At 69.5% G+C, this 12259-nt stretch carries 11 protein-coding genes; 5 read left to right on the plus strand and 6 right to left on the minus strand.

The features are described 5' to 3' along the window. Positions 1 to 11: 11 nt before the first annotated feature. Complete coding sequence (locus J3P44_RS24685) at positions 12 to 1289, minus strand: NAD(P)/FAD-dependent oxidoreductase (RefSeq protein WP_255893178.1); 1278 nt, start codon at positions 1287 to 1289, stop codon at positions 12 to 14. 126 nt (positions 1290 to 1415) lie between these two features. Between J3P44_RS24685 and J3P44_RS24690 the strand changes: the two genes are divergently transcribed. After that, on the plus strand, positions 1416 to 2876 hold the full coding sequence (locus J3P44_RS24690) for an aldehyde dehydrogenase family protein (protein WP_255893179.1): 1461 nt from the start codon (positions 1416 to 1418) through the stop codon (positions 2874 to 2876). A 92-nt stretch (positions 2877 to 2968) separates the two neighbouring features. On the opposite strand, the gene J3P44_RS24695 is transcribed toward J3P44_RS24690, so the two are convergent. Then, a complete protein-coding gene (locus tag J3P44_RS24695) occupies positions 2969 to 4225 on the minus strand; it encodes an aspartate aminotransferase family protein (protein ID WP_255893180.1) in 1257 nt (418 codons plus the stop codon). Positions 4226 to 4297: 72 nt separating this feature from the next. Here J3P44_RS24695 and J3P44_RS24700 point away from each other — a divergent pair, with 72 nt between their 5' ends. The 4 genes from J3P44_RS24700 (at position 4298) to solA (ending at position 8460) form a co-directional block, all read left to right on the plus strand. Further along, a complete protein-coding gene (locus tag J3P44_RS24700; RefSeq protein ID WP_255893181.1) occupies positions 4298 to 5773 on the plus strand; it encodes an NAD-dependent succinate-semialdehyde dehydrogenase in 1476 nt (491 codons plus the stop codon). Between the two features lie 7 nt (positions 5774 to 5780). After that, on the plus strand, positions 5781 to 6857 hold the full coding sequence (locus J3P44_RS24705; RefSeq protein WP_255893182.1) for a tartrate dehydrogenase: 1077 nt from the start codon (positions 5781 to 5783) through the stop codon (positions 6855 to 6857). Between the two features lie 87 nt (positions 6858 to 6944). Continuing rightward, positions 6945 to 7292 (plus strand): cupin domain-containing protein, encoded by a 348-nt coding sequence (locus tag J3P44_RS24710; RefSeq protein WP_255893183.1) that lies wholly within the window; start codon positions 6945 to 6947, stop codon positions 7290 to 7292. A 13-nt stretch (positions 7293 to 7305) separates the two neighbouring features. Continuing rightward, complete coding sequence (solA, locus tag J3P44_RS24715) at positions 7306 to 8460, plus strand: N-methyl-L-tryptophan oxidase (RefSeq protein ID WP_255893184.1); 1155 nt, start codon at positions 7306 to 7308, stop codon at positions 8458 to 8460. 60 nt (positions 8461 to 8520) lie between these two features. Here solA and J3P44_RS24720 read toward each other — a convergent pair whose 3' ends face one another. The 4 genes from J3P44_RS24720 to J3P44_RS24735 all read right to left on the minus strand — a co-directional run bounded on the left by J3P44_RS24720 (position 8521) and on the right by J3P44_RS24735 (position 12017). Further along, positions 8521 to 9153, minus strand: coding sequence for a GntR family transcriptional regulator (locus tag J3P44_RS24720; protein WP_255893185.1), 633 nt, complete (start codon positions 9151 to 9153; stop codon positions 8521 to 8523). Positions 9154 to 9342: 189 nt separating this feature from the next. After that, a complete protein-coding gene (locus tag J3P44_RS24725) occupies positions 9343 to 10110 on the minus strand; it encodes an amino acid ABC transporter ATP-binding protein (RefSeq protein ID WP_255893186.1) in 768 nt (255 codons plus the stop codon). Positions 10111 to 10115: 5 nt separating this feature from the next. Beyond that, positions 10116 to 11063 carry an amino acid ABC transporter permease gene (locus tag J3P44_RS24730; protein ID WP_255893187.1) on the minus strand — a complete coding sequence of 316 codons (948 nt, stop codon included), beginning with the start codon at positions 11061 to 11063 and terminating at the stop codon, positions 10116 to 10118. A 3-nt stretch (positions 11064 to 11066) separates the two neighbouring features. Next, positions 11067 to 12017, minus strand: coding sequence for an ABC transporter substrate-binding protein (locus J3P44_RS24735; RefSeq protein ID WP_255893189.1), 951 nt, complete (start codon positions 12015 to 12017; stop codon positions 11067 to 11069). Positions 12018 to 12259 lie beyond the last annotated feature (242 nt).

Here is a 12259-nt window from a genome sequence, read left to right on the forward strand (position 1 = left end):
CGTGCCCGTCATCACTTGATGACGTCGAGCGCCTTGTAGTAGGCCCCCGCGAACGGCAGGAACCAGGGCGGGCCTACGTGACCGGGGATCCGCTTGAAGGTGAGGTCACGCCACGGGTTGGCATCGAGCGACCCGTTCATGTACTCCGCCATCTGCTTGCCCATGTACGTCGCCATCTGCACGCCGTGTCCGGAGTAGCCGAGGGAGTAGAAGAGACCGTCGTGCTCGCCGGCGTGCACCATCCGGTCCATGCTCATGTCGACCAGGCCGCCCCAGCAGTAGTCGACTCGCGTGTCCGCCAGCTGCGGGAACACCGACACCATCGCCTTCTGCAGGATCCGGCCGCTCTTCTCGTCCGACTGCGGGCTGGACATGGCGAACCGAGCGCGGCCGCCGAACAGCAGCCGGTGGTCGGGGGTGAACCGGAAGTAGTAGAGGAGGTTCTTGGTGTCCGAGGCCATCCGGCGGTTCGGCATCAGCTGGTCGCAGACCTCTTTGCCCAGTGGCTCGGTGACGATGATGAAGCTGCCCACCGGGGCGATCCTGAGCTGCTGCCAGCGGAAGGGCCTGCTGGTGTAGCCGCTGGTGGCGACCAGGACCTGGTCGGCCTGCAGCGTGCCTCGCGACGTCACGACCTCGTGCTTGGTGCCGCCCAGCCGCCGTACCTGCTCCACGGACGCCCTCTCGTGGATCTGGGCGCCGAGGCCGGCTGCGGACTCCCCGAGCCCGCGGGTGAACTTGCCGACGTGCAGCCCGGCACCCTTGGGGTCGACCATCGCGCCGTGGTAGAAGTCGCCGGCGATCTCTGAGCGCAGTGCGCTCTTGGCCACCATCTGGGTCTCGTAGCCGAGGCGCTCGGCCAGCACGTCATGCGTCTTCTGGAGGCCGTCGTAGTGTCCGGGCTTGGCAGCGAGGGTCATCTTGCCGGTCCTGGCGTAGTCACAGTCGATGCCCTCCTCGCCGACGAGCTTCTCGACGCTGTCGATCGCGTCGTTGTAGGCGAGGAACATCGCGCTGGCCGACTCGAAGCCGTAGCGCGCGATGGCGTCCCGGAACCCGATCGACAAGCCCGTCGTCGCCATGCCGCCGTTGCGCCCCGACGCCCCGAACGCCACGGTGTCGCGCTCGAGGACGGCCACCGAGGCGCCCTTGCGGGCCAGGTGCAGGGCCGCTGAGAGGCCCGTCAGGCCAGCTCCTACGACGGCCACGTCCACCTTGCCGCCCACATCGGTGGTGGACCGGTCCGGTCCCGGGGACGAGGTGTCGAGCCAGTACGGCGTGAACTTCATGTGATCTCTCCTTGGTCCGGCGGCCCGGGCGCTACTAGGTCAGCGGGTACCAGCAGATCATGGCGAGTGTATGTTGTCAACAACTTTCAGTTGACGGTCAGCAGTTCTCGCGTCACAGTTGGGACCATGACGACCCAGCCCGCTCCCCCCATCCCCGCCGGCGGCGCCTTCTGGGCAGGCCGCTGGCGATCCCCGGTTGCCGTCCTCGAGGTCCATGATCCCGAGGACGGACGGCTCGTCGGCGTCGCCGGTGACTGCACCGCCGGCGACGTCGACGCAGCGGTGTCCGCGGTGGCGCAGGCAGTGCTGCACGGACCGGCGTGGCCGGTCTGGCAGCGCCGCGAGGCCCTCCACCGCGCTGCCGTCCTTCTTGCGGAGCGCGAGGCCGACCTCGCCCGGCTGATCTCGCGCGAGGGCTGCAAGACCGTCCGGGGTGCCGCCGCAGAGGTGCGGCGGGCGGTCGAGACCGTCCGCCTCTCGGCCGAGCAGGCGGATCGCCTGGAGGGCCGGACCCTCCCCTTCGGCGACACGCCCCGTGGCGAGGACCGCCTGGGTTGGTACACCCGGGAGCCGGTCGGGGTGGTCGCCGCGATCACGCCGTTCAACGACCCCCTCAACCTGGTCGCCCACAAGGTCGCGCCGGCGCTGATCGGCGGCAACGGTGTCGTCCTCAAGCCCGCAGAGCAGACTCCGCTGGTGGCGCTCGCCTTCATCGAGCTCCTGCTCGAGGCCGGCGTCCCGGCCGACCGCGTGGCGGTACTCCCCGGGCGGGGCGCAACTGTTGGTGCCGCGCTGGTCGGCCACCCCCGGGTCGACCTCGTCTCGTTCACCGGTGGCTTCGCGACTGGCAACGCGATCGCGGCCACTGCGGGCGCGAAGAAGACGATGATGGAGCTCGGCGGCAACGGCACCGTGGTGGTGCTGCCCGACGCCGACGTACGCCGTGCGGCCCGGGCGGTCGTGGACGGTGCCTTCGGCAACGCCGGCCAGAACTGCCTCTCGGTCCAGCGCGTCTTCGTCGCCCGCGAGCTGCTCGACGACCTGGTCGAGCGGGTCGTCCACCTCACCAGCGAGCTGGTCGTCGGCAGCAAGGCCGACGAGCGCACCGACGTCGGCCCGCTGATCGACGTGGCCTCCGCCACGCGTGTGGAGAGCTGGGTCGACGAGGCCGTCGAGGGTGGAGCAGCAGTGCTCATCGGAGCCAAGCGCGACGGCACGTACTACTGGCCAACGGTGCTCACGTCGGTGCCGGTGGGCGCCCGGGTGCTCACCGAGGAGGTCTTCGGTCCGGTGGTCTCCATCGAGGCATTCGACTCCGTCGACGACGTGGTGGCCGACGTGAACGGCCTGGAGTACGGGCTGCAGGCGGGCGTCTTCACGCGTGACATCGACTCCGCCCTGGACGTCGCGCAACGACTGCGCGTCGGCGCGGTGATGATCAACGACACCGGCGACTTCCGCATCGACGCGATGCCCTTCGGGGGCGGCAAGCGCTCCGGCGTCGGGCGCGAGGGCGTCCCGTTCGCGGTGGACGCGATGACGGAGCCGAAGATCATCGCCATCCACCGCACACCTCGCTCGGCCTGAACAGAGCCGAACACAGCTGAGCACAGACGTCGCGGCGACCCCCACCTCCTGGTGGCGGTCGCCGCGACGTTCGTGCGCCGGCGGCGGCGAGCTCACGCCGAGCGGGCGGCCTCCACGGCGGCGGCCCAGATCGCCAGGGCGTCCTCGACCTGCTCCTGCGTGACGACGAGGGCAGGGATCATCCGTACGACGTTGCCGAACGGGCCGCACGTCAGCAGCAGCAGGCCGAGCTCGGCCGCCTTCTGCTGGGCCTGCTGTGCCGTCGCGGCGTCGGGTTGCCCGTCGGCCGTGACGAACTCGCTGCCGAGCATCAGGCCCAGTCCGCGGACGTCACCGATGCCCGACGTGTTGGCAGCGACCTTCTCGAGGCCGTACTGCAGGACGCCACCTACCACGCGCGCGTTGTCGACGAGTCCCTCGTCGCGGATGACGTCGAGGGTCGCGATGGCCGCGGCGCAGGCCACCGCGTTGCCGCCGTAGGTGCCGCCCTGCGAGCCCGGCCACGCCTTGGCCATCAGCTCGGCCGGCGCCGCGATCGCGGAGAGGGGGAAGCCGCTCGCCAGACCCTTGGCCGTGACGAGGATGTCGGGCTGCACGCCGAAGTGGTCGTGCCCCCAGAAGCGGCCGGTGCGTCCCCAGCCGGTCTGCACCTCGTCCACGACGAGCAGGATCCCGTGGCGGTCGGCGCGCTCCCGAAGACCCTGCATGAACGCTGAGTTGGCAGGGACGTACCCACCCTCGCCCAGCACGGGCTCGACGATGAACGCGGCGGTCTCCGCCGGCGCGGTGACCGTGGTGAGCAGGTAGTCCAGCTCACGCAGGGCGAACTCGGTGGCGGTCTGCTCGTCCCAGCCGTAGCGGTACGCCGTCGGGAAGGGCGAAACGGCGACGCCGCCCATGATGGGCGAGAAGCCGGCACGGAACTTGGTGCCCGAGGTCGTCATCGAGGCCGCGCCGATGGTGCGTCCGTGGAACGAGCCGTGGAACACGACGATGTTCGGGCGCCCCGTGGCGTGCCGGGCCAGGCGGAGCGCCGCCTCGACGGCCTCGCTGCCGGAGTTGCTGAAGAACACCGAGTCCAGCCGCTCCGGAAGCACCTCCGTGAGGCGTTCGGTCAGCGTCAGCATGGGGCGGTGCATGACCGTCGTGTACTGCCCGTGGATCAACGTGGCCACCTGCTCCTGCGCGGCCCCGACCACGCGGGGGTGGCAGTGCCCGGTGCTGGTCACGCCGATGCCGGCGGTGAAGTCGAGATAGCGCCGATCGTCCTCGTCGTAGAGGTAGACGCCCTCCCCCCGGGCCGCGACCACGGGGGTTGCCTGCTTGAGCAGTGGAGAAAGGTTGGCCATTGGGGGTGCTCCTTGGTAGACTGTCAACAACAGACACCCACCATACAACCGTTGACGCTCCGGAGGCCACTGATGCTTGAAGAACTTGCGCGGGAAGAGAAGGTCGTCAGCTCGGTGCCGACCGGACTGTTCATCGACGGCGCCTGGCGCCCGGCCGAGACCGGCGCGACGTTCGCCGTCGAGGACCCCTCCACCGGACGCGTCCTCGCGCACGTCGCCGACGCCTCCCCCGCCGACGGAATGCAGGCCCTGGAGGCCGCAGCCAAGGCCCAGACCTCCTGGGCCGCGGTGCCTCCGCGGGAGCGCAGCGACATCCTTCGCCGTGCCTACGACCTGCTCCTCGAGCGCCAGGAGGACCTCGCCCTGCTGATGACGCTGGAGATGGGCAAGCCGTTGTCCGAGGCCAGGGGTGAGGTCGTCTACGCCGCTGAGTTCTTCCGCTGGTTCTCCGAGGAGGCGGTGCGGATCGACGGTGGTTTCGCGACCGCCCCCAACGGCCAGGGCCGTCTGCTGGTGATGAAGGAGCCGGTGGGGCCGTGCATCCTCATCACGCCGTGGAACTTCCCGTTGGCGATGGGCACCCGCAAGATCGGCCCGGCTGTCGCGGCCGGCTGCACGATGGTGGTCAAGCCCGCCGAGCAGACGCCCCTGTCGCTCCTGGCCCTCGCCGGGATCCTGCAGGAGGCCGGACTTCCCGACGGCGTGCTCAACGTGGTGACGACCGCGGACCCGGCCCCCATGATGGAGCCGATGATCCGCGACGGGCGGGCTCGCAAGCTCTCCTTCACCGGCTCCACGGCGGTGGGGCGCAAGCTCCTCGAGCAGTGTGCCGACCAGGTCATGCGGACCTCGATGGAGCTCGGCGGCAACGCGCCGTTCCTCGTCTTCGAGGACGCCGACCTCGACGTGGCCGTCGAAGGAGCGATGCAGGCCAAGATGCGCAACATCGGTGAGGCCTGCACCGCGGCCAACCGGTTCTACGTGCACTCCTCGGTCGCCGACGAGTTCGCCCGGCGGCTCGGCGAGCGCATGGCTGCGCTGCCGATCGGCCGCGGGGTCGAGGACGGGGTCGTGGTGGGACCGCTGATCGACGGCGACGCACGCGCCAAGGTCGCCTCGCTCGTTGACGACGCCGTGCGCCGCGGCGCCGGGGTCGTGGTCGGCGGCGCGCCTCTCGACGGCGAGGGCTACTTCTACCCGCCCACGGTGCTGACCAACGTGCCGGAGGACGCCGTGATGCGCCACGAGGAGATCTTCGGTCCCGTCGCCCCCGTCGCGACCTTCGAGACCGAGGAGGAAGCGATCGCGGCCGCGAACGACACCGAGTTCGGTCTCGCCACCTACGTCTTCACCCGCGACCTCGACCGCGCGTTCCGGGTCTGCGAGCGACTCGAGACCGGCATGATCGGCCTCAACCAGGGCATCGTCTCCAACCCCGCGGCTCCGTTCGGCGGTGTGAAGCACTCCGGCCTGGGACGCGAGGGCGGCCGCGTCGGGATCGAGGAGTTCCTGGAGACCAAGTACATCGCGATCGCAACGCCGGCCTGAGCGCGTCATGGACACCACGACGAGGACGCGCCGCATCGCGCTCATCCCGGGCGACGGCATCGGCGTCGAGGTGGCGGCATCGGCCCGGGCCGTGCTCGCCTCCCTCGACGCCCGCCATGGCCTCGGCATCCGGATCGACGAGTTCGACTGGTCCTGCCAGCGCTACCTCGACACCGGCGCCCTCATGCCTCCCGACGGACTGGAGACGCTGCGCGCGTACGACGCCGTCCTGCTCGGCGCCGTCGGGTGGGCGGACGTACCCGACCATGTCTCCTTGTGGGGCCTGCTCATCCCGATCCGCCGGGCGTTCAGCCAGTACGTCAACCTGCGCCCGGTCCGCACGTTCGCCGGGGTCACCAGTCCCCTCGCGGACGGAGAGAACCGCCCCATCGACCTGGTGATCGTCCGCGAGAACAACGAGGGCGAGTACAGCCAGGTCGGTGGCAGGTTCGGCCAGGGCGGGCCCGGCGAGACCGCCATCCAGGAGGCGGTGTTCACCCGGCACGGCATCAGCCGCATCGCGGACTACGCCCTGGAGCTCGCCTCCAGCCGGGGCCGGCGCGTGACCTCGGCGACCAAGTCCAACGGGCTCGTGCACAGCATGCCGTTCTGGGACGAGGTGGTGCGCGAGCGCGCCGAGCTCCGGCCCGAGGTGGAGCTGGTCGAGGAGCACGTCGACGCCCTGGCCGCCAAGCTGGTCCTGCGTCCGGAGTCCTTCGACGTGATCGTCGCCAGCAACCTCTTCGGCGACATCCTGAGCGACCTCGCTGCCGCCGTGACCGGCAGCATCGGCATCGCCCCCTCGGCCAATCTCGACCCCACTGGCGAGAACCCCTCCATGTTCGAGCCGGTCCACGGATCCGCCCCAGACATCGCGGGCAAGGGGCTGGCCAACCCCGTGGGCATGCTCTGGTCGGTCGTGCTCATGCTGGAGCACCTCAGCGCCGGCGAGGCCGCCGCGCAGCTGATGGACGCCATCGAGGTGTCCCTGCGCGATCCCGCCACCCGCACTGCAGACGTGGGCGGCACCGCCTCGACCGAGCAGGTCACCGCCGCCGTGCTCGACCTGCTCGACGCCGACTGATCCTTCCCAGCGACGAGCCGCACCCGCGGCTCGTCGAGTTCCGGGTCGCCGCCCGGGCCACCCCTATGCCGAGGAGGCATTCGATACATGAGCACCTACGTACACGTTCCCGCCGCGACGGTGACCGGACCGCTCGAGCCCATCGGACAGCGGCCCGGTGCCGACTCGGGCGACCCGCAGCTGGGCATCCTCCGCTTCGACACCGATGGCGCCGTTCGGGCCGGGGTGTGGGAGTGCGAGCCCGGCGGCTGGCCGGTGGAGCCCCGCGAGGACACCGAGACCTGCTACATCCTGAGCGGTCGGGCGACCGTCACCGACGCCGCCACCGGCAGGACCTTCGAGGTCTCGGCAGGCGACGTGATCGTGCAGCCCCAGGGCTGGTCCGGACGCTGGGACGTCACCGAGACGATCCGCAAGGTGTGGAGCCTGCGCTGATGCGGACGACCGGATGAGCACCAGTGGAGCCGACGTCGCCGTGATCGGTCTGGGGGCGATCGGCTCCATGGCTCTTTGGCGCCTCGCCGAACGCGGACTGGCTGTCCATGGCTACGAGCGCTTCGGGATCGCCCACGACCGGGGCGCATCGGCCGGCCAGACGCGCCGCTTCTCGGTGCAGAGCCAGCGTGACCCCCGCGTCACACCACTGGCTGTGGAGGCGCTCCGGATGTGGCGCGAGCTGGAGCAGCACACGGAGCGCGAGCTCCTGCGACAGACGGGCGGCGTCATCATCGGGCCGGAGGGCACTCCGGAGATCCTCCGTGCGTCCGCGTCCGCCAAGGGCCACGCGCTTCCTCACGAGGCGCTCGACGCCGCCGCCCTCCGCCCACGCTTCCCGCAGCACGTCGTACGGGACAGTGACGTCGGCGTGACCGACCCCCTCGCGGGATACCTCCGGCCGGAGGCGAGCGTCGCCACAGCCGTGGAGCGCGCGGCCGCCCTGGGTGCCACTGTGAGGCCGTACACCGAGGTCGTCGCGGTCGAGCCGCGGGCGACCGGCGTCGCGGTGGTGACCCGGGCCGGCGTGCAGACGTACGACCGCGTCGTCCTCGCGCCTGGCCCGTGGGCGGGCGAGCTGGTCCCAGGGGCGCGTCTGCGCGTCGTTCCCCGACGGATCGTGCAGGCCTGGTATCTCGCCCGACGCCCGCGCGACCACCACCCGGACGTGTGCGGTGTCTTCGAACGCGTGGGCGACATCCAGGCATACGGGTTCCCCACGCTCGACGGCGTCACCGTGAAGGTCGGGATGAAGTTCGGGACGCACCCGGAGGTCCCCGATCTCGCCCACGTCGACCGCTCCGTCGACCTGGCGTTCGCCTCCCGGGTGGCGGATGCGGTCCGCGAGTTCTTCCCGGGGTTGCACCCGGACCCGGTCAGCCTGCAGACAGGCGTCGAGGGATTCAGCCCGGACGGGCTGCCACTGCTCGGACTCGCACCCTCCGAGCCTCGGCTGGTGGTGTCCTGTGGCTTCTCGGGCTCCGGGTTCAAGCTCGCCCCGGTCATGGGCCAGATCGCTGCCGACTTCGCCATCGATGGCTCGACCGACCGAGGCGTGTCGTTCCTGGCGCCTGACCGGCATCTGCCGGCACGGTCGAGGAGCAGCTGACGGGGCCGTTCCCCAGCTGGGGCTCGACGCCGAGGTGACGCGGTGGCGTCAGCCGACCTGCTAGCCCGCGGCTTCCGCGCCCAGGCGACTGCGGAGCGTGACGACCGCGTCGTCGAAGTGCTTGGTGAGGACCGCGATCGCTCCCACCGTGTCGTCAGCGCGGATCATCTCGCTGATGTCGCGGTGCTCCTGAACGAGGTCGTCGCGCGCGTCCGGCGCGGAGGTCAGCACCCTGAGGCACAACCTCGTCTCCGAGATGACGGTGGTGAACATCCGCTCGAGACGGGTGCTCTCAGCCGCCGCGACGAGTGCGGTGTGGAAGTCGAGGTCGCGACTCGCGACCGATGTCCAGTCCCCCGCCTTCTCGGCGGTCTCCATCCCACGCACGACCTTGTCCAGCGACTTGTAGGCCGACGCGGAGCGCGAGGTCCCGGTGATCCGCCGCACGGCGGCAGTCTCCAACGCCTCGCGGGCGACGTAGATGTCGACGATGTCGTCGTCGCTCATGACCGGGACGAAGACGCCGCGGTGCGCCTCGCTGCGCAGCAGCCCCTCCTGGATCAGCCGCTGGAGGGCCTCACGCACCGGTCCCCTGCTGACGCCGAAGCTGGCAGCGAGCTCCACCTCGTGGAGCTGGGATCCCGGAGGGAGTGCGCCCTCGATGATGCTGGACCGGATCCGCTCCCCCACCATCGAGGCGAAGGTGGCACGCGGAATGCTTGTCGGTGAGCTGCTCTTTGCGGCCAAGACGTCCCCTGATGTTCGGTAGCGGCTAGGAGCCGCCGCTGTGCCGGTCGCCCGCGTGGCGCCCGACTGTTGACATCATACACATCGGTGGTGTCCAGCAAGGCTGGACACCACCGAGAGTGGTGTGAACCGCGTCTAGAGCACGCTCTCCAGGAACTTGCACGTCCGCGGCTCCTGCGGGTTGCCGAGCACGTCGGCCGGCTTGCCCTGCTCGACCACCAGGCCACCGTCCATGAAGATGACCGTGTCGGCCACCTCGCGGGCGAAGCCCATCTCGTGCGTGGCGATGAGCATCGTCATGCCCCGCTGCGCCAGGTCCTTCATGACGGCGAGGACCTCACCGACCCGCTCCGGGTCGAGGGCGCTGGTGGGCTCGTCGAAGAGCATCACCTGGGGGTCCATCGCGAGCGAGCGGGCGATCGCAACACGCTGCTGCTGTCCCCCGGAGAGCTGCCACGGGTAGTGGTCCCCGTGCCCGTGGAGCCCCACACTCGTCAGTAGGGCGTCCGCGCGTCGCCTCGACTCCGCCTTGGGCGCGCCTTTGACGAGGACGGGCCCCGACATCACGTTCTCCTGGGCCGTCATGTTGGGGAACAGGTTGAACGACTGGAACACCATGCCGATGCGAGTGCGCTGGGCGGCGACCTCCTTGCGCTTCAGCGCCTGGTAGGACGTCGGCGTCTCGCGGAACCCGAGGTCCTCACCATTGACGCGGAGGACTCCGCGGTCGATCTCCTCCAGCCCGTCGATGCACCGCAGCAAGGTGGACTTGCCGGACCCGCTCGGGCCGATGATGCACACGATCTCGCCGCACGCGACATCCAGGTCGATGCTGTCGAGCACCACCCGGTCGCCGAAGCTCTTGCGCAGACCGCGCGCGTGCACGGTTCCCTCACCATTCATCTGGCTCATTTTGCTTCACCCATCAGCTCGGTCTGCGTGAGGCCGGGTGCCGGGTCATTGCTGACCCTTGCCCTGGTTCGGGAGAACTTCTTCTCGATCTGGGACTGCGGGTAGCTCAACAGCAGGGTCATGAACAGGTACCACAGGCACGCCACGATCAGGAGCGGGATCGTCTGGTAGGTCCGGGCGTAGATGAGCTGAACGCTCATCAGCAGCTCGCCGACGCCCAGGACGCTGACCAGCGAGGTCTCCTTGAACATCCCGATGAACTGGTTGCCGGTCGCCGGCACGATCGTGGGCATCGACTGCGGGACGATGATCCGGCGCAGCTTGGTCCCACGGCTCATGCCGAGCGAGTCGGCCGCCTCGATCTGCCCCTTGTCGACGGAGGCGAACCCACCACGGAAGATCTCTGCCTGGTAGGCGGCCTGGTTGAGGGAGAGGCCGATCACCGCGGCTGTGGTGGCACTGATCAACCGGTTGACGTCGATGTCCTGGGAGACGTCTGTGAACGGGATCCCGATCGCGAGGTTGGGGTAGAGCGCGGCGATGTTGAACCAGAAGATCAGCTGCACCAGCACCGGCGTGCCCCGGAAGAACGTGACGTACGCACCAGCCAGGATCCGAACCGGCCGGAGCGGCGAGACGCGCAGGACGGCGACGAACAGACCGAGAAGGGCGCCGAAGGTCATGCAGAGGATCGTGAGCACCACTGTCATCACCAGGCCGCGCAGCACCGTCTCCGCAGTGACGTACTGCGCCACCACGTCCCACTGGTAGTTCTCGTTCGTCAGGAGCGTGCGGATCACTCCGAACGCCACCAGAGCACAGGCCGCCCAGGCCACGTACTCCAGCGCTCCGCGCCGGTGGACGCGAGGCTTGCTCGTGGCGTCCGGTCCCCCTAGCTTCTGATTGTCGCGGTCCGCACGGACCGGATCAGTGGTGGAAGTCATGGGTCATCCCAGGGCTTCGGAGGTGTCGATCGCGCCGGCGCCCAGACCCCACCGGTCCAGGGTCGCCTGGTAGGCCGGAGAGTCCATCAGGGACTGCATCGCCGCGTGCAGCGCCGGCGTGAGGGGCGAGTCCTTCTCGAGGCCGAGGGCCACGATGTCGTCACCTTCCTCCTTCTGGTACTGCGGGGCGAGCAGCTCGAAGGACTGCGGCTGCTGCTTGGCCGCCCAGGCCAGCTGAGAGGTGTCGGAGAAGACACCGTCGATCCGCTTGGCCACGAGTTGCGTCAGCGCGCCCTCCACGTTGCCCAGCACGACGCCGTCGACGGGGTCCTGCCCGGCGGCCTCACAGTCCTCGGAGATCAGCGGGAGGTAGTCCTGCTGCTGAGAGCTGCCGGTCATCACGGCGATCTTCTTGCCGCAGATGGACTCGTCGGCCAGGCTCAGGTCCTGCGGGTTGCCCTTCTCCACGATCAGGGACGACCCGGCCGCCCAGTAGGTGATCATGTCCAGGACCTCCAGCCGCTCCGGCGTGGGAGTCATGTTGGTGGCGGTGAAGTCGTAGCGACCGGAGGCGATCCCCGGGATCACGTTGTCCCAGGTGACGTTCTTGACCTCGACCTCGAGCCCCAGCGTCTTGCCCAGGAGCTTGGCGATGTCCACGTTGTAGCCGATCGGCGTCTTGTTGTCCTGGGCCAGGAACGAGGTGGGCGGGTAGTGCAGGTCGGCGGCCATGGTGATCACACCGCGCTCCTTGATGTCCGCGGGGAGCAGGTCGGCAGCGGTGGTATCCGACTTCACAGCCGCGGCAACATCGTCGAAGCTGCCCTTGGCGCCCGACGCCTCGTCGTTGGCCTCGGAGCCGCCTCCGCCGCAGGCGGCTGTCGAGGCAAGGAGCAGGGTTCCCAGGCTCGCTGCGGTGACGGTCTTCCACTTGCTCATGGTCGTGGCGCTCATGCTGGTTCTCTCCTGGGGTGTGGTCGAAGATGGTGGCTGAAATTTGTGGAAGCTGGTGGGCTGGTTCAGATGCCGAGCAGGGTGTTGAGCTCGTCGAGGGTCTTGACGACGGTGAGGTCGTAGCCGGGGGGCACCGGGTCGTAGCCGCGGTCGAGCAGCACGAGGTTGCGGAAGCCCATGTCGTGCATCGGCATCGGGTCGTAGCGGGTGTGCGAGGAGACGTGGACGAAGTCCTCGGGCTG

Source organism: Nocardioides astragali, from assembly GCF_024436375.1.
GTDB classification, from domain to species: Bacteria; Actinomycetota; Actinomycetes; order Propionibacteriales; family Nocardioidaceae; genus Nocardioides; species Nocardioides astragali.

Coding starts and splice junctions, on each gene's coding strand:
- J3P44_RS24735 (WP_255893189.1), bottom strand. CDS start 12,017: ATGAGCGCCACGACCATGAGCAAGTGGAAGACCGTCACCGCAGCGAGC.
- J3P44_RS24730 (WP_255893187.1), bottom strand. CDS start 11,063: ATGACTTCCACCACTGATCCGGTCCGTGCGGACCGCGACAATCAGAAG.
- solA (WP_255893184.1), top strand. CDS start 7,306: ATGAGCACCAGTGGAGCCGACGTCGCCGTGATCGGTCTGGGGGCGATC.
- J3P44_RS24725 (WP_255893186.1), bottom strand. CDS start 10,110: ATGAATGGTGAGGGAACCGTGCACGCGCGCGGTCTGCGCAAGAGCTTC.
- J3P44_RS24685 (WP_255893178.1), bottom strand. CDS start 1,289: ATGAAGTTCACGCCGTACTGGCTCGACACCTCGTCCCCGGGACCGGAC.
- J3P44_RS24700 (WP_255893181.1), top strand. CDS start 4,298: ATGCTTGAAGAACTTGCGCGGGAAGAGAAGGTCGTCAGCTCGGTGCCG.
- J3P44_RS24705 (WP_255893182.1), top strand. CDS start 5,781: ATGGACACCACGACGAGGACGCGCCGCATCGCGCTCATCCCGGGCGAC.
- J3P44_RS24690 (WP_255893179.1), top strand. CDS start 1,416: ATGACGACCCAGCCCGCTCCCCCCATCCCCGCCGGCGGCGCCTTCTGG.
- J3P44_RS24695 (WP_255893180.1), bottom strand. CDS start 4,225: ATGGCCAACCTTTCTCCACTGCTCAAGCAGGCAACCCCCGTGGTCGCG.
- J3P44_RS24710 (WP_255893183.1), top strand. CDS start 6,945: ATGAGCACCTACGTACACGTTCCCGCCGCGACGGTGACCGGACCGCTC.
- J3P44_RS24720 (WP_255893185.1), bottom strand. CDS start 9,153: ATGGTGGGGGAGCGGATCCGGTCCAGCATCATCGAGGGCGCACTCCCT.